Source organism: Lysobacter sp. Soil_C_15 (assembly GCF_057657315.1).
Genome location: NZ_JBDGIR010000003.1, coordinates 513,338 through 528,968, shown reverse-complemented (window position 1 = coordinate 528,968; position 15,631 = coordinate 513,338). Strand labels below are relative to the sequence as shown.

16 protein-coding genes are annotated in these 15,631 nt (G+C 67.5%); 13 read left to right on the top strand and 3 right to left on the bottom strand.

Annotated features, from left to right (window positions below):
• The first annotated feature begins 40 nt into the window (after positions 1-40).
• The 10 genes from AC3A57_RS10270 to AC3A57_RS10225 are packed head-to-tail and all read left to right on the top strand — an operon-like array spanning position 41 to position 10,868.
• Positions 41-2,479, top strand: a complete 2,439-nt coding sequence (locus AC3A57_RS10270; RefSeq protein ID WP_487578823.1) for a lantibiotic dehydratase family protein — start codon at positions 41-43, stop codon at positions 2,477-2,479.
• Entirely contained in the window at positions 2,476-4,614 is a 2,139-nt protein-coding gene (locus AC3A57_RS10265) for a tetratricopeptide repeat protein (RefSeq protein ID WP_487578822.1), read from the top strand. Before AC3A57_RS10270 ends, AC3A57_RS10265 begins: the two co-directional genes overlap by 4 nt.
• Before the next feature lie 5 nt (positions 4,615-4,619).
• Entirely contained in the window at positions 4,620-5,108 is a 489-nt protein-coding gene (locus tag AC3A57_RS10260) for a VOC family protein (RefSeq protein WP_487578821.1), read from the top strand.
• Positions 5,105-6,199, top strand: coding sequence for a 50S ribosomal protein L11 methyltransferase (locus AC3A57_RS10255; protein WP_487578820.1), 1,095 nt, complete (start codon positions 5,105-5,107; stop codon positions 6,197-6,199). Before AC3A57_RS10260 ends, AC3A57_RS10255 begins: the two co-directional genes overlap by 4 nt.
• Positions 6,200-6,210: 11 nt before the next feature.
• The gene (locus tag AC3A57_RS10250; protein ID WP_487578819.1) at positions 6,211-7,179 is read left to right on the top strand and encodes an aldo/keto reductase; all 969 of its coding nucleotides are present in this window, start codon (positions 6,211-6,213) and stop codon (positions 7,177-7,179) included.
• 9 nt (positions 7,180-7,188) lie between these two features.
• Positions 7,189-7,509 carry a hypothetical protein gene (locus AC3A57_RS10245; protein ID WP_487578818.1) on the top strand — a complete coding sequence of 107 codons (321 nt, stop codon included), beginning with the start codon at positions 7,189-7,191 and terminating at the stop codon, positions 7,507-7,509.
• A complete protein-coding gene (locus tag AC3A57_RS10240; RefSeq protein ID WP_487578817.1) occupies positions 7,506-8,663 on the top strand; it encodes an amidohydrolase family protein in 1,158 nt (385 codons plus the stop codon). Before AC3A57_RS10245 ends, AC3A57_RS10240 begins: the two co-directional genes overlap by 4 nt.
• Positions 8,660-9,361 carry an SDR family NAD(P)-dependent oxidoreductase gene (locus AC3A57_RS10235; RefSeq protein ID WP_487578816.1) on the top strand — a complete coding sequence of 234 codons (702 nt, stop codon included), beginning with the start codon at positions 8,660-8,662 and terminating at the stop codon, positions 9,359-9,361. The genes AC3A57_RS10240 and AC3A57_RS10235 overlap by 4 nt, the downstream gene beginning before the upstream one ends.
• Before the next feature lie 26 nt (positions 9,362-9,387).
• Positions 9,388-10,074: an SDR family NAD(P)-dependent oxidoreductase gene (locus tag AC3A57_RS10230; RefSeq protein ID WP_487578815.1), complete on the top strand. Its 687-nt coding sequence runs from the start codon at positions 9,388-9,390 to the stop codon at positions 10,072-10,074.
• A complete protein-coding gene (locus tag AC3A57_RS10225; protein WP_487578814.1) occupies positions 10,071-10,868 on the top strand; it encodes a 7-cyano-7-deazaguanine synthase in 798 nt (265 codons plus the stop codon). The genes AC3A57_RS10230 and AC3A57_RS10225 overlap by 4 nt, the downstream gene beginning before the upstream one ends.
• Here the strand turns inward: AC3A57_RS10225 and AC3A57_RS10220 are convergent.
• Both AC3A57_RS10220 and AC3A57_RS10215 read right to left on the bottom strand, forming a co-directional pair.
• Positions 10,818-12,059 carry an MFS transporter gene (locus AC3A57_RS10220; protein ID WP_487578813.1) on the bottom strand — a complete coding sequence of 414 codons (1,242 nt, stop codon included), beginning with the start codon at positions 12,057-12,059 and terminating at the stop codon, positions 10,818-10,820. The genes AC3A57_RS10225 and AC3A57_RS10220 overlap by 51 nt on opposite strands.
• Before the next feature lie 78 nt (positions 12,060-12,137).
• Positions 12,138-12,521, bottom strand: coding sequence for a hypothetical protein (locus tag AC3A57_RS10215; RefSeq protein ID WP_487578812.1), 384 nt, complete (start codon positions 12,519-12,521; stop codon positions 12,138-12,140).
• A gap of 856 nt (positions 12,522-13,377) precedes the next feature.
• Between AC3A57_RS10215 and trxC the strand changes: the two genes are divergently transcribed.
• The 3 genes from trxC (at position 13,378) to AC3A57_RS10200 (ending at position 14,875) form a co-directional block, all read left to right on the top strand.
• Entirely contained in the window at positions 13,378-13,830 is a 453-nt protein-coding gene (trxC, locus tag AC3A57_RS10210) for a thioredoxin TrxC (protein ID WP_487578811.1), read from the top strand.
• A gap of 158 nt (positions 13,831-13,988) precedes the next feature.
• On the top strand, positions 13,989-14,240 hold the full coding sequence (locus AC3A57_RS10205; protein ID WP_487578810.1) for a DUF6868 family protein: 252 nt from the start codon (positions 13,989-13,991) through the stop codon (positions 14,238-14,240).
• A gap of 125 nt (positions 14,241-14,365) precedes the next feature.
• Positions 14,366-14,875, top strand: a complete 510-nt coding sequence (locus AC3A57_RS10200) for a CDP-archaeol synthase (RefSeq protein WP_487578809.1) — start codon at positions 14,366-14,368, stop codon at positions 14,873-14,875.
• A 97-nt stretch (positions 14,876-14,972) separates the two neighbouring features.
• On the opposite strand, the gene AC3A57_RS10195 is transcribed toward AC3A57_RS10200, so the two are convergent.
• A complete protein-coding gene (locus AC3A57_RS10195) occupies positions 14,973-15,527 on the bottom strand; it encodes an N-acetyltransferase family protein (RefSeq protein WP_487578808.1) in 555 nt (184 codons plus the stop codon).
• Positions 15,528-15,631: the final 104 nt, after the last annotated feature.

Below are 15,631 nucleotides of genomic sequence, written 5' to 3'. Positions count from 1 at the left end.
CTGCGCCCGTCTCATTCCGTGCAACGATCTCAAGGACGAGATGTCGACGAACTGGTCCATCTTCCAGGATGCCGTAGGTTTCGAAACGGGACTGCCGTTCGCCTGGCTGGAATCGCTGCGCTCTCCCGAGCTGGAGGCGCTGACGCGCGAACTGATCGAGTCCGAAGCCGCGTACGCGCAAGCGCGCGAACGCTTCGTCGGCGCGGTCCGCCGCGAAGTCGAGACCGGTGCCGTCGGGCCGTCGACGCTGCGCTGGCTGTCCAAGGCGCGACGCAAGGTTCGCACCGACGCGGAGCTGGCGCCGCCGCCGGCCGACGTTTCGGCGCAATTGCGGGTCCAGATCGATGCGCTCGCCAGCGCCCGCGCGCGCATGACGCGCCAGCACGAGGACCTGAACCATCGCTTTCGCGGCGCCGAGCGGCTCGTCGGCGAAAAACTGCTCGATCTGAGCCGCTCAGAAGCGTTTGTCGATTCGATCCTGACCACCAGCCCGCAGCTGTACGACCGTCTGGCGCGCCTGCATGCGACGCAGCGCCGCGACGACGTTCTGGATGTGAAACTCTCTCGGCGGCTGATGTTCTATCTGGCCCGCGGCGCGCTCAAGACCCACGTCGCCAGCCGCCTGGGCACCGTTCTGTTTCCGCGCTTCCGCCGCAACGGCGAGGCGCGCACGCAGCTGGCGTCGCCGGCCGGGGACGGGATCTCGCGGCGACGGGTGTTCCTGTCGTATTGGGCGGTCGAGCGCCTGGCGCGAACCGTCTTCGCCGAGCCGGCCTTGTTCGCGCTGGCGAATCCGCGGCTGTCGGCGGCGGCGGAACTGCGCGGCGCCCACGTCTATCTCCATCTGGCCGGGACCTCGCGCCCGCTGACACAGGAAGAATCGGCGCTGCTGGCTTCGGTCGACGGCGCAACCAGTATTGAGTCCCTGGCGAGCAGGCACCCCGGAATCGATGTCGCGGCCGTGGCCGCCGCGCTGGAATCAGACTGCGTGCTCGAGATGGACTACCTGCCGGCCGCGACCGTGTTCGACCCGCTCGAACACCTGATCGAACGCGTGGCTTCCCTGCCGGCGTCTCCTCTGGTGTCCGAACGGTTGGCCGAACTGGAGCGTCTGCGCGGACTCTGCCGCGACTATCAGTGCGCGGCGCTGGACAAGCGCGAGGGCATAGCCGCGGAACTCGAAGCGCGCTTCGCCGCGATCGCCGGCGTAGCCGCGCGCCGCAACCACGGTTTGACCTATGGAGACCGGCGGGTGTTCTACGAAGAATGCCTGTCGGATTTCGAACCCAGCTTCGGCGCCGAGCACACCCGTGAACTGGAAGCCGCGGTTGGCCCCGCGCTGGAGCCTTGCCTGGCCTATGGGCGGATCCTACGCCGACAGTATCGGCGCCTGGCCGCGGTCGCATTCGCACGGATCGCCCAGAACGGGGCGGCACCGTTCTGCGACTTCGTCCGCCAACTGCAATACATGGCGCATCACCGCCAGATCGACCTGGGCGACCCGGTACGGGCCGAGTTCGAACGGGCCTGGTCGCAACGGGTGCACGACTGCGCCGCGCGCTCGGACGACGGGGTGGCCCGCCTGAGTCCCGAGGATCTGCGGCCGTTATGGTCGCTGGTTCCGCAATGCGAAGTGTCCGGCGCCCATGCCACGGTGGATCTGTTCATCGCCGCGCCGTCGGCGACCGACATCCTCGGCCCCGATTCGAGCGTGGTGATCGGCGAAGTCGGCGAAAACGTCATGCCGTGGGGGTCGCAGTACTACTTCGCCGACGACCGCGGCGAGATCGAACGGCGCGTCGCGGAGCGCATGCGCTCGATCGACGGCTACAAGAAGCTGGCGATGATCGTCCCGCCGCGCACTCACAAGGGATTTTTCAACGAAAGCTTCGGCCAGGCCGGCGTCCTGATCGGCGGCGCTGCGGCCAGCACCCAGCGTGCGTCCGAACTGCCGTTGCGCGAGCTGGTCGTGCGCGATATCGACGGCGACCTGGCCGTTTGCGGAGCCGATGGCGTTCCGCTCCAGTTGTTCCACCACCACGACGAGCTGGTGCACCTGTGGAGTTTCGCCGCGCCGCGCGTGCTTATCCCGCCGGTGGCTCCGGTCGCCGGCCGGGTGCCTCGGATCGAGATCGGGCGCGCCTGCCTGCAGCGCGCACAGTGGCATCTGTGCGCGGACGACCTGTTCCGCGGCGGCGAAACGCCCGCGCAGACGCTTAAGCGCTTGCACCTCCTGCGCTCGGCGCTGCGCGTGCCCGAACGCGTGTTCGCTCATGTGGCGACCGAGCCCAAGCCGTTCTACATCGATTTCGGCTCGGCCTCGGCGCTATCGACGGTGCGTTACCTGGCGCAGCGCGCCCCGAATATCCGCCTGGTCGAAATGCTGCCGCAAGCGGAGCGGATGTGGTCGCGGCGCGACGACGGCCCCCGCGCGATCGAGATGCGCGTGCTGATGACGAGAAAAGGAGGAGGGCTGTGACCCAGCTCAGTCAGTTTCCGCCCGCCGGCCCGCACGCGGCGAGCGCATCGCGGTTCGGCCTGGGCCGGCAATCGCAGGCTCGCGCGCAGTGGCTGACGCAGGCGGCCGTCGAGTTGGAAGGCCCCGGGACGCGGGTCTTGCGCGCCGACCTGGAGCACCTGTTCGGCACCGCGTACTCGGCTCTGTCGAAACTGTTCGCGCCGCTGATGCCGATAGCGCTGGCCGAAGCGCCGCAGTGGGTGCAGCGGTACGGACCGGAGTTGCTGCAACTGTGGCCTGCGCTTCGCGACCACGAACTGCTCGCCGCGGCGCCGACCCTGGACGCGATTTCGCTCGGCGGCACGAAGCGGCGCTTGCATCAGGATTCGGAGCAACTGTTCCGCATCAGCCACGGATTCGCCTCGTTCCTGCGCAAGCTTCTGGCCGAAGCGCCGAGCCTCAAGGGGCAACGGCTGGCGCTGGTCTGCGAGAATCTCGACGCGGCCGACCGGCTCAGTCTGGCGGCGCTGACGCACCTGCTGCATCGCTTGCCGACACGGATTTCCCTGTTGGCCAGCGCCGAGAGCGACTGGCTGCAGAACTGCGCGGATCCGGGCCGGCCTTGGGTGTGGAACCTGTCCGGCCAGGACGATTCCGAGCACGTCGGCGCCGCCTACCGCGAGCACGCCTCGATTCTGCAGCGCTTGTTCGCCCTGGGAACGACCGAGGCGGTCGCTTGCCCGCCCGGAGACGAAATGCCGGACGACGCGGGCGACGCACTGTTCGGCCGCGGCCCCGATGGCGTTCCTACGGAGGCCGACCGGCGTCGGCGCCGGCGTCGCTACGCGGCCCTGCCGGCCGAGGCTCGGGGCGCACTGCACGCCGCGGCATTGGCCGCAGAGCCGGCCGAGGCGGGCGCTGCCGAGGTGATGCTGGCGCCCTTGGCCTACCATGCGCTCAACGCCGGCGAGCATGCGCGCGGATTGGCCGACAGCTTGCGCCTGATCGACGCGGGCTTCGGCTTCTCGATGAACTTCGAGCTGATGCTGTTGTGCGGCGAGGAGGCCTTGCGCGCCTGCCCGGAGCCGGGCGCCTACGATGTGGCCATTCGCCTGTCGCGTTCGCTTGCCTGCCAGTACCTGGGCGACGTGGAGGGCAGCGTGCAGCAGTTGATCGGTGCGCACGAGGACTGCCGCTCCAGCTTGCTCCGCGCGCAGATCTGCTTCTACGTCGGACTGACGCTGGCGAAGAAATGCGCAGATATCGAGTCCGGACTGGCCTGGCTCGGCCGCGGCGCCGGCGACATCGCGCCGCTGCGCGAGCAGGGCTGGCAGCCGGCCCTGGAATTCGGCTGGCTCTGCAACGCCACGGCCTTCTGCTTGTGGAAGAAAGGCCAGAGCGAGCAAGCGGCGGCCCTGGTGTCGCAGGCGCTGGACACGATCCGCCCGTACGCAGTTCCCCAGATCGTCAACCTGCGCATCAACCTGGTCAACAATTTCAGCGTGCTGTTCGAGAGCGGCGGCGATTTCGCCGCATCGCTGCGCACCTGGGAGAGCCTGGAGTCGCTCAATGCGCTGATCGACGGCGGACGCTTCTCCAAGTCCTACCACTACCGGCGCGGCTGGCTGCTGCTGCAGTCCGGCGACATCGCCGCAGCCGAGGCGGCCTACGCCGCGTCCTACGCCATCGCCGAGGAGGTGAACGACGCCTTCCACATGGACATCATCTCGCGCGCGCTGGGCTATGTCTGTGTCCTGCAGGACAAGCACGACGAAGCGATGGCCTGGTACGAGCTCAACGTACGCCTGCGCGAGGAGCTGGGCGACTACGCCAACGCCGCGCGCTCGATGGCGACCTGTTCGTTGCTGGCCGAATCGGCCGGCCAGCTCGAAAGCGCCCGCGCGCGGGGTAACGATGCGCTCGAGTTGACGCGCACCCACGGCCGCGATGCGCTGGCGCTGCAGATCGCCGCGCAGTTGGAGCTGATCGGCGCACGCAGCCCCGCGCAAGCCCGCGCGGCCGGGCTGGAGAACAAAGCGCTGGGTTTCGACCGGCCGAAGATGAAACTCACCACGCCGTTCGCGATCGGCCACATGGTCGGAGTCGCGGCGAACTCGACCATGCACCACAGCTTGTCGCCGAGCGGGGCGGCCTGAGAGCCATGCTGTTTTCCCACTTCGGCATTACCGTATCCGACCTTCAGGCGGCCGAGGACTTCTATTGCCGTCAGTTCGACATGCGCGCCTGCATCCGCGAAGTCTCCACCGCGAACGGCTGGCGCACGCTGGAAGCGGACTTGTCCCCGGCCGCTGCCGCGGCCCGGGGGCTGGACGTCGGCATGGTCGTGCTGAAGGGCGAAGGCTTCGCTCTGTCGCTGATGAAGGAAAGCGAGCATCGCTCGGTCCTGCTCGAGCATGCCGCCTTTGTCGTGGACGAGCCGCGTTTCAGCGTCCTGCGCCGGCGCGCCGGCGAAGGCGGCTGCCAGCTGCTGCAGAACACCCCGCGACGATTCGTATTCGTCGACCCTTTCGGCATGGTCTGGGAAATCATGGACCGCGACCTGCTCTATAGCGCCCGCCAGATGGGCCACGGATGGATCGACGCGGACGGCAACGAACACGCCAGCGTCAGCGAACTGGAGCTGCAATGACCAATCTGAGCTATCAACCGCACCACCTCTTGCTGCGCGATGCCGAGCGCACCCGACGCTTCAAGCAGGCGATCGAAGCCACGGTCCGGCCTGGCGACACGGTCGTCGATCTGGGCGCGGGCACCGGCGTGCTTTCGCTGTTCGCCGCCAAAGCCGGCGCGGCGCGCGTGATCTCGCTGGAGTTGGACGCCAACCTGTGCGAGATGATCCGCAACCTGGCCGCCGACAACGGCGTCGGCGACATCGTCCAGGTCGTGCAGGGCCGCTCGCAGGACTTCCATCTCGACGGCCAGGCGGATGTGATCATCTGCGATGCGATGGGCTTCTTCGGCGTGTCCGAGGAAATGGACGCTTTCTTCGACTTGCGCCAGCGACTGCTGGCGCCGCACGGCCTGACCGTGCCGGCGCAGGTCGAGCTCTACGCGGCGCCGGTGCACGCCCTGGCCGCTTACGAATGGCTGGACATCAACACCGCCGACAACTACGGCCTGGACCTGAAGGAGGCGCGTCGCGCTTCGTTGAGCGGGGTGTATGCGGTACATATCGAGCCGCAGGACTTGCTGGCGGTGCCGCAGCGCGTGGACATCCTGAACCCGGCCGAGCGCAGCGACAGCACCACGGCGTTCTCGGCAAGCTTCGTAGCCGCGCGGCCGGGCATCTTGCACGGCCTGGCCGGCTGGTATCGCGCCGAACTGGCGCAGGGCGTGGTGCTCAGCAGCGGCCCCTTTACACAGCGGGTCATGGGGCGTAGCCGGCTGTTCCTGTCGCCGGATCCGCAGCCGGTCGCGGCCGGCGACACGATCGCGATCGAAGTACGGTCCAGCCCGACGATTTCGTTCTGGAGCCAGCGCGTAGGCGACGGCGCCTCGCTGCGGCAGTCGTCGCTGGCCGGCCATCCGGCCTGGCGCCACCTGAGCTTCGCCGACAGCGATTGGCCTGCGGGGCTGGAGGACTACTGTTTCGCCAAGGCCGCCAGCGCCGCGAGCCACGCCGCCGACTGGCTCGGCGATATGGACGACCGCCGGCTCAGTGCGATCTTGTCCGCAACCGTTGCCGCCCAGAACGGCGGCGTGTTCACCGGGCTCAAGTAAGGGCGCCGACCGTGGAATACACACGCCTTGGCGAAAGCGGCCTGATCGTCTCCAGGTTCGGCCTGGGCACGATGACGTTCGGCTGGCAGGTGGCGGAGGAGCAAGCGCGCCGGATGGTGCATGCCGCACTGGACGCGGGCGTGACCTGGTTCGACACCGCCGACGTGTACGGCGGCGAGCACGGCAATAGCGAGGAAATACTCGCTGACGCCTTGTCCGGCCGCCGCGACGAAGTGGTGGTGGCGACCAAGCTCGGACGCCAGAGCCGCCCCCTGGTGCACGGCCGCGGCAGTTCGCGCTCGCACATCCGCTGGTCGCTGCAGCGCAGTCTCAAGCGCTTGCGCACCGATTACGTCGACCTGATGTGGATCCACGAGTTCGATCCGCTCACGCCGCTCGAAGAAACCCTTCGCACCCTCGACGACCTGGTCGGCGACGGCGCGATCCGCTATCTCGGCGTATCCAATTTCGCCGCCTTTCAGCTCGCCATGGCTTGCGCGGCCGGCGACCGCCGCGACTACGCGCGCCCGATCGCGTCGCAGTTCCGCTACAACCCATTGGCGCGCGAGGCGGAAACCGAGATGCTGCCGGCTTGCCGAGCGCTCGGCGTAGGCGGCATCGCCTACAACCCGCTCGCCGGCGGCTTGCTCGCCGACGCGCCGCCGGATCAACGCGGACCCGCCTCGCGCCTCAGCCACAACGAGCGCTATCGTTCCCTCTATCTCAACCCGCGAAATCTGCGCTTGCGCGCTGCGCTGGCGGCGGCCGCCGCCGACGCCGGCGCCGCGTTGCACGAGTGGGCTCTGCGCTGGCCGCTGGGCGGCAAGGGTTGCGATGCGGTCCTGCTCGGCGCCACTTCGCACGAACAACTGGCCGCGTCGCTGACCACGCCGGCCACCCCATTGCCGGCCGAAGCCAGAGCCAGGATCGACGACATCCTGCGCGACACGGCCGCGGACCCGCAGTCCCACGACCCGTAGGAGAACAGCATGCACAGCGAAACGACCGGGAACGCCAAGCGCTTGGCTCTGATCCGCATCCCTTTGTCCGAAGAGCAGATCGCGTTCATCAAGGAACGGACCGGCTCCGAGGTGAGCGAGGCGATCGTCGCCGGAATGGTCGAGGCGGCCGACCCGCTGCAGAACGAATTGGTCGGCGAAGAGGCCGATGCCTTGGCGGCCGAGATTTGGGAAAAGAACCAGCAGTTCGTAAGCAATATGGAGAAGGCGCCTCAGACCCTGGCGGCGTTTCAAGCCCGGATCGGGCATGTGCTGGAACGCTCCGTGCCCAATTTCGCGTATTTCCGATGAACGTCGAACTTGCGAGCGCGGCGGAGGCGCCCGTCGCACTTGCCGCCGACGTGCGTCTGATCGATCTCGACAGCCATGTGATCGAGCCGTGGGATCTGTGGAGCGAAGGCATCCGCGGGCCGTTCCGCGCCGCCGCGCCTCGAAGGGTGCTCGACAGCTGGGGCGCGCCCCGGCTGATGGTCGAATCGCGGCTGTTCCCGACTCCGGAAGGGGTAGGGCGGTCGCCACGGCGGGTGTTGTCGGCCGAGCAGCAAGCCAAGTACCAGCGCAGCATCGCGATCAGCCAGGATCCGCGCGCCCGCGTTGAAATGATGGACCAGCAAGGCATGGACCAGGCGGTGCTGATGCCGAGCCAAGGCTTGGTCATCGGCGCCGTGCGCGAGGCGGAACTCGCCGTGGCGATCGCCCGCGCCTACAACGATTGGCTCGCGCAGTACTGCAGCCAGGCGCCGGATCGCCTGCTCGGCTCGGTGCTGGTCCCGCTGCAGTCGCCGCGCGAGGCGGTCGCCGAAATCCGCCGCGCCCACGAGCGACTGGGCCTGCGCTCGATCGTGCTCAAGCCCAATCCGGTCAACGGCCGGAACCTCAACGACCCGGCCTACTATCCGATCTACGAGCTCTGCCAGGACCTGGACATCCCGGTATTCGTGCACGAGGGCTGCGGGTATGCGCCCGGCGCCACGCTCGGCATCGACCGTTTCGAGAACGGGCTGATCAGCCATTTGCTCAGCCATCCCTTCGAGCAGATGACGGCGATGGTGGCCTTCATCGTCGGCGGCGTGCTCGAGCGTTTCCCGCGCCTGCGCGTCGGCTTCCTGGAGGCCGGCTGCGGCTGGGTGCCGTACTGGCTGGAACGCATGGACGAGCACGTCGAGAAGCTGAGCTGGGAAGCACCGTGGCTGAGCATGCCGCCGCAGCGTTACTTCGCCCGCCAATGCGTGGTCGCCTGCGAACCCGACGAGCGCATCGCTCAGGAACTGCTCGCGCACGAGGCCTGCAATGTCGGCTTCGGCACGGACTTCCCCCATTCCGATCAGCTCGAGCTCGACTCTCCGCGCGAGGCGCACTGCTTCGCCGGACTGAACGAAGCGCAAAGCCGGAGAATCGGGCGCGGCGCGGCGGAATGGCTGCTCGGCGGGGCAGCACGCGCATGACCCAGCCCTTGGCCCTGGTCACGGGCGCCGGGCGCGGCATCGGCCGGGCCATCGCATTGGCGCTGGCCCAGCGCGGCCACCACGTCGTGCTGGCCGGCCGCTCGGAGCCGGCGCTGCAGGCCGTGGCCGAGGAAATCGCCGCGCTGGGCTCCGGTCGCGCCACCGCGCACCGCGTCGATCTCAGCATCGCCGCCGAGGCCGACGCCCTCATACCCGACATCGCCGCTCGCCACGGCGCCCTGCACGCGCTGATCAACAACGCCGGCGACCGCGGCCGCGCCGCCCACTTCGCCGACTACGAAGCCGCCGAATGGGATCGCGTTCTGGATGTGAATCTGCGCGCGCCCGCGGCCTTGTGTCTGCATGCCTCGCGGTTGATGCGCGCCCAGCGCCACGGCCATATCGTCAACGTGCTGACCTCAGCCTGCCTCGGCAGCTATGAGACGTATGCCGCCTACACCGCAGCCAAGAAAGGGCTGGAGGGGCTGACCCGGGTGCTGGCCAAGGAACTGCGCAGCGCCAACGTCCGCGTTACCGCCCTGTTCCCGGGCGGCACCGATTCCAAGAATGTCTACGGCCCCGACACGCCTTACCTCCGGCCGCAGGACGTGGCCGACGTCGTATGCGCCATCCTGGCCTCCGAACGCGCCGTGCTGCAGGAAGTGGTGGTGCGCACCCTGGACGATCCCCGCCAATGAAGCCAGCGACTCCCGCCGAAACCACGGTGCTCATCACCGGCGCCACCCGCGGCCTGGGCCTGGCCTGCGCCGAAGCGATGGCGCAACGCGGCTACCGCCTGGTGCTGTGCGGACGCGACCCGCAACGTTTGCAAGCCTGCGTGGACGCATTTCGGGCACGGGGCGCGGAGGTCGTCGGCCAGCGATTGGACGTCGCGTCCGACGCCGACGCCGAAGCGCTAGCCGAATCGATCGAGGGAGGCCGACTGCATGCGGACGTGCTCATCAACAACGCCGGCATCGTGCATCGACACGACGAGCAGATGACCCGCGCGTCGCTGTCGGCGTTCCAGGACACCTGCGCGGTGAACCTGTTCGGACCGGTGCGGATGATGCAACTGCTCGTGCCGGGCATGCGCGAACGCGGGTGGGGGAGGGTGGTGAACGTGTCCAGCGGCATGGGATCGATCACGGAGCTCAAGCCCAACCTCTCGGCCTATCGAACCGCCAAAGCCGCCCTCAATGTCGCCACCCGCCTGGCCGCGATGGAGTGCTTGGGCAGCGGCGTGCTGATCAATGCGGTTTGCCCGGGCTGGGTGCGCACCGATCTTGGCGGCGCCGATGCGCCGCGCTCCGCCCAGGAAGCCGCCCTCGGCCTGGTGTGGGCGGCCGAACTGCCGGACGGCGGTCCGACCGGCGGCTTCTTCCGCGACGGCGCGGCGGTGAGCTTTTGAACGGCGACGGCGGCTCATTGCTTTCGCCCGTATTGGATAGCGCCAGAAGCGGGACGCAGTCCGAAACGCGCCTGCTGGTGTGTCCATTCAGCGGCGGCGTCGAGTCGGCTGTGGCGGCAGTCCATTGTGCGAGCGACTCGCGCAATCGCGTGGTCCTGGCGACCATGCTCTACAACCAGGAGTCGGAACAGCAAGAGCGCGATCGGACCCGTCGTTTGGCGCAACTGCTGCGCGAACGCTACGACACCATCGTTGAGCACGCGATCCTGTCTTTGGGCGACGCCTTCGTCGAACGCCAAGGGCAAGGCCTGATCTGGCGGGGCGCCGCGGCGTGGTCCCCCGAACTGGAGGCGTGGTGCCCACGCTCGGCGTTGTTCCAGGACGAATGGATCGTGGGATCCCGCCTGGACGCGTTCGCGTTGCTGGCGATGGCCGGGGCGCGGGCCCGCATGCAGTCCGATCAAGCAGCCGGCGTGGTGCTCGGCATCAATCGCGAAGACCGGCTGCGCCTGCCGCAACTGGAGCAAGCACCATTGCGGCAGCGCCTGGCGCACTTGGCGGCCAGGCTCGAAGTAGGGGAGGTGGCCTTGGAAATGCCGTTCATCGACATGGACAAGAGCGAAATAATAGGCCTGGGCCTTCGCCTCGACGTGCCGTTGGAGCTGACCTGGTCGTGCTACTACGGCGGCGACCGGCCGTGCGACGCCTGCGAGCAATGCAGTTCGCGCACGCGGGCGTTCGCATCACTGGGCCTGGTCGACCCGCTGCGGAAGCTCCAGTCGCGAAGAGCATAGACAGGCCAGCAAGGCGAGCATGGCTAGCGCCGCCGCGCCGAAGAACGGCAACCCGATCGCTTCCGGCAATGCGGACCGCTGGGCGAAGCCGAACAAGTAGGCGAATATCGGCGGCCCCAACAGGCCGGCGGCGCTCGCGGGAATGCTCAAAGCGCCCTGCAGCGCACCCTGGCGGTCGGTGACATTGCTTAGCAGACTGCTCATCGATGGCATGAACAAACTGGTCGCGGCGACCAGCGAGGCAGACAGCAGCAGGCCGTGCAGCGATGTGGCCACGCCGTACATGGCGAATCCCAGGATGCCGACCGACAATCCCAACCAAGCGCAGCGGCGCTCGCCAAGACGCTCGACCAGAAGACGCGTGCCAAGCAGCTGGATCGCCATATAGATCAGGCCGGCGACGGCGATTACATAGCCGGCATCGGCAGCCTCCAGCCCCAGATTCAGGGTCATGTGCACGACCAACACGGTAGCCGGCGCGGCGCGAGTGATTTGGTACAGGAAGATGCACAGAAAGGCGTATGGATGCGCCCCGATCAGGGACGAAACCGTGCGAACGCCGCCACGCAGGCCATAGGCACGAGGCGCTATCGACGTCGGAGTCTTCGCACCCGCATCGTCGCGCAGCCGCAAGACGACGATTAGCGTAGCGAGCCCTGCGGCCAGGCCGGCAACGAGGAAAGCCAATGGCAGATGGTGCTGGCCGAGCCAGCCGCCGAGCAATGCGCCCAAGGCCAGCCCCAGGCCGGCCACGCCGCCGAGTCGCGCCAAGGCGGTCGCGCGCGCACTCGGATCGAGGTCGACGATCAAGTTGGCGCTGGCGATCGGCATGGTCGCCGACAGACCGGCGCCGAGCAGGCGCACGAGGACGATCGCGAACAGCTGGCCGCCCACGATCGCCAGCACCCAGTTGGTGACCGCAGCCAGGCCGAGCGAAAGCAACAGCAGCCGGCGCGAGCCGGACAGATCGCTCGTCCAGGCCAGCAAAGGCAGAGCCAGCAGCTGCAACAGGCCGGTAAGCGTGGACAGCAGGGCAATCGCCGCTACCGTGCGGCCGGGATCCTGATGAGAAGCCGCGGCGATCGCCAACGGCAGGGCCGGCGCCAGAATGCCGGCAGCAAAGGTGTCGAGAAAGATCAGGGAATAAACCGGGTGGGCGAACGCACTGCGTAGCTCGGTCGTTATCGGCATAACGTCTCAATAGGGTCGGTTCCCGACTCGAAAGCGGGGAGGGGACGGGACTCTTCGCAGAGCAGGCCCGCTCCTCGCTCAACAGGGGCCGTCGTTAGACCATTCGGCGCCCCGTTTGGTTAGGCGTTGCCCGTCGATGCACCGGGACGTGCCGCCATCGGAACGCTCCCGTCGCAGCTTTTCTAGCTCCGCATACAGTTCGGCCACATCGGACCGCAGGGCGTCGCGTTCGTCCCGCAAAGTATCGAACTGCTTTCGAATGCTTTCCCGCTCTTCCCGCACGCGGGAGGCCTGCAGGGCGCTTTGTTTTTCCTCTGCGGCCACCTGCTGCTTTGCGATGATGTAGGCGGTCGTCACTGCAGTTCCCACCAACCCGACCAGCATGAAGATGGTTAGGCCGGGGCTAAGCCAGCCCCACTTTGTGGCGTCATCGCTTCTGATGATGTTTCGTCTCTCTTCCATAAGAAGCCCCGGGCAATCCAAGGCTAGGATAAGAAAAAGCCCCCCGAATGGGGACCTCGTTAATTCGCGCCGATTCCAGCGCCTCCTTGACCCGTTGACGGCCTCGGGCGGCCTGCGCGGCTTCCCGACGCCGCCGGGCAGAGTTGACCCGGATCGCGGCCGCGCATCCGCCAGCCGGACCACGGGGCGGTGAGGTTAGCGCGGGGGCGCAGTCGTTCGGGCACTGCCGGCCTTCAGACCAGCGCCGGGACAAGTCGTCACGGTGGCCTCCTGTCGGTGTGAGTACCGTCAGGAGACCACGCAGGAGCCGCACCAGCCGCGACCACACGCCCGTCCACAATTTCGCATAATGCATATTATGTTATTACCTGGCGCATACGGGTCACCCAGGCCGGCACGATTCCCTCGCCGCGAACGCCGGGCCAAACCGGCTGATACGGTACGGTCTAGAACGGCCTTGGGATATGTGGATCGCCGGCACGCGCCCGCAATGAGATCCTGAGCGCTCAGGGCAGAAATCTCGAGCCGATCGCAGGATGTGGCCGGCGCCCCGTTCCGAATGGCCGGTCGCCGCCCGGCTGTGCCGGCCGATGGCCGCTGCCGCGGCGATATTTGCGTGACGCGTGACGAATCGTTGCCGCGATGCAGAATTGCGAGCGCTCGACCGAATTTCGCATAATGACGCCGAGCGCGCCGATGCCAGGGCACCCAAACCGCGCCCGCGGTCCATTCAGAGGCGCCGCGCTCGACGCTTCCTGTTGCTGCAGCCCCCTGCAAGGCGGCGTCAACGTCGACACACCCTGTACGATGCGCATAGCCACCGTCTGCTCGGCGACAAGAGCTTCAAGGCCTGCTCATGAGCGATATCGCAACGATCGCCTGTCCGCACTGCCATGCGCTGAATCGCGTGCCGCGAACGCGCCTGCACGACTCGCCCGGATGCGGACGCTGCCATCGCCGGCTGTTCGCCGGGCAGCCGCTGACGCTCGATGCAAGCAGTTTCGCCGTCCATGTCGGGCGCAGCGAGTTGCCTGTGCTGGTCGATTTTTGGGCCCCCTGGTGCGGTCCGTGCCGGACGATGGCGCCTCAGTTCGAGGCCGCTGCAGCGCAGCTCGAGCCCGTATTGCGTCTGGCCAAGGTCGACACCGAAGCGCAGCCGGGTCTTGGCGCGAGCCACTCGGTGCGTAGCATCCCTACCCTGGTCCTTTTCCGCCAAGGCAAGGAGCTCGCTCGCCGTTCGGGCGCCATGGCGGCCGGCGAAATCGTGCGCTGGGCCAGCGCGGAACTCGCCCGCGGCACGGCGCGATAGGGGGCGGCGGCGCTGGCCGCCCGCAGCACCCGCAAAACAGACCTCGTTCGTTGCCGCCGCATCGCGGCCGGCCAGCGCAGACCCCTGTCGGCGTTGACCCAGATCAACCGGACGCGTGAGCGAAACGGCATGATCGCCCCAGGACCGGAGGCGCATCGATGATGACACTCTCGCAATTGCAGTCCTTCCTGCTGCTTGGGGCCGCGATCAACTATGCGGTCTTGCTTCTCGGCTTTTTGACCTGGGTGCTGGCCGGCGATGCCCTGTGCCGCGTGCACGCGCGCTGGTTCGAACTGGATCGCCCGCAGATCCATCGAATGGCCTACCTGCTTTTCGGCGGATACAAGCTCGCCACGTGGTTGTTCTTCATTGTCCCCTGGCTTGCGTTGCGCCTGTTGTCCCAAGCTTGAGCGATCCGGCGGCCTGGCCGTCGGGATCGTCCCGCCCGGCCTGCCGCCGAGGCCGGCAGTGTTGCCGCGGATCGCCCCTGATCCGCGGCGGCGGCATGACCCTTCCGCCGCCGGAGGCCGTCGCCATGTCCGAACTCATCGATCGCTCACTCCAACTCCTGTACTTCATGGCTCCGGCCTACCTCGCCAACATGGCGCCGCCGTTCGTGCGCTACTGGCGTGGATGGAACCGGCCGATCCATGCGCACAGTCTGGGCGAGCACAAGACCGTCCTCGGCTTCGTCCTGGGCGTGCTGGTCGCAGTGTCCGCCGCGGCCGCGCAGAAAGCTCTCGACTTTCCCTCTTCGCTGGCGGACTACGCCCACTGGTTCTGGCTCGGCCTGGGCTTCGGCGTCGGCGCGATGACCGGGGACTGCGTGAAAAGCTACTTCAAGCGGCGTCGGAAAATCGCTCCAGGCGCGCCATGGATACCGTTCGACCAGTTGGACTTCGTGCTCGGGGCGCTGCTGCTGGTCGCTCCTTTCGCCGACCTGTCGATTTCCGACGCGGCCTTCATTCTGACGGTCTCGCTGCTCGGCGACGTTCTAGTCAACCGGATCGCCTATCGGCTGGGCATCAAAACCAGTCCGTGGTGAGCGGCCGCCGAGGCCGCGGCGCTCACGGATTGCGCGATGGCGCAGGATCTGCGCGGCGAATGCGACGAGTCGCCGACGATTCCGCGCCAGGCGCCCGCTACAGAGGCAGCTCGTAGATCACCTGACTGGCGTCATCGGGGTCGACCCGGATATCGAAGCCGAGATACCTGGCCAGATCCCGCATTTGCACGTTCTCGGCCGAATCGATCGAACTCATCCGCTCGATGCCGCGGGCGCGGGCAACCTCGATCAGATGACGCATCAGCAGTGTGCCCAAGCCCTTGTGCTGCCATGCGTCGGTTACCGTCACAGCGCACTCGCACTGCGTTGCGTCCCGATCGGTGCTGTATCGGCTGACGCCGACGATGCGATCGTGCCCGTCCTCTGCGACCACCGCGACGAAGGCGACTTCATGCACGTAATCGATCTCAGTGAAGCGTTCGAGCACAGCGTCGCTGGGGCGCTTTACCTGCCCGAGGAAGCGATAGCGCCTGGCCTGGTCGGACAGCCCTTCGATGAACGCGCGCTCTGCCTCCTTGTCCTGCGGCAGGATCGGCCGGATCAGTACATGGCTGCGATCGCGCAGCGTTTCCGACCAGCGCGGATACTCCGGCCCGGCGGAAGGAGTGAATACCAAAGGACCCTGACTCATGGCGGCTTTTCCCTGCGGTCGTGTCCGCCAAGCTAGATCGGACGCTTCGTCGGTCGCTTGATCCAGATCAAGCAACGGGCCGTACCCGGCCGCGGCGTTTGACC

Excerpts from the sequence above, each read along its gene's own strand:
- AC3A57_RS10205 (WP_487578810.1), top strand. The coding sequence starts at position 13,989 with ATGATGACACTCTCGCAATTGCAGTCCTTCCTGCTGCTTGGGGCCGCG.
- AC3A57_RS10200 (WP_487578809.1), top strand. The coding sequence starts at position 14,366 with ATGTCCGAACTCATCGATCGCTCACTCCAACTCCTGTACTTCATGGCT.
- AC3A57_RS10215 (WP_487578812.1), bottom strand. The coding sequence starts at position 12,521 with ATGGAAGAGAGACGAAACATCATCAGAAGCGATGACGCCACAAAGTGG.
- AC3A57_RS10220 (WP_487578813.1), bottom strand. The coding sequence starts at position 12,059 with ATGCCGATAACGACCGAGCTACGCAGTGCGTTCGCCCACCCGGTTTAT.
- AC3A57_RS10240 (WP_487578817.1), top strand. The coding sequence starts at position 7,506 with ATGAACGTCGAACTTGCGAGCGCGGCGGAGGCGCCCGTCGCACTTGCC.
- AC3A57_RS10255 (WP_487578820.1), top strand. The coding sequence starts at position 5,105 with ATGACCAATCTGAGCTATCAACCGCACCACCTCTTGCTGCGCGATGCC.
- AC3A57_RS10235 (WP_487578816.1), top strand. The coding sequence starts at position 8,660 with ATGACCCAGCCCTTGGCCCTGGTCACGGGCGCCGGGCGCGGCATCGGC.
- AC3A57_RS10260 (WP_487578821.1), top strand. The coding sequence starts at position 4,620 with ATGCTGTTTTCCCACTTCGGCATTACCGTATCCGACCTTCAGGCGGCC.
- AC3A57_RS10245 (WP_487578818.1), top strand. The coding sequence starts at position 7,189 with ATGCACAGCGAAACGACCGGGAACGCCAAGCGCTTGGCTCTGATCCGC.
- trxC (WP_487578811.1), top strand. The coding sequence starts at position 13,378 with ATGAGCGATATCGCAACGATCGCCTGTCCGCACTGCCATGCGCTGAAT.
- AC3A57_RS10195 (WP_487578808.1), bottom strand. The coding sequence starts at position 15,527 with ATGAGTCAGGGTCCTTTGGTATTCACTCCTTCCGCCGGGCCGGAGTAT.
- AC3A57_RS10270 (WP_487578823.1), top strand. The coding sequence starts at position 41 with ATGTCGACGAACTGGTCCATCTTCCAGGATGCCGTAGGTTTCGAAACG.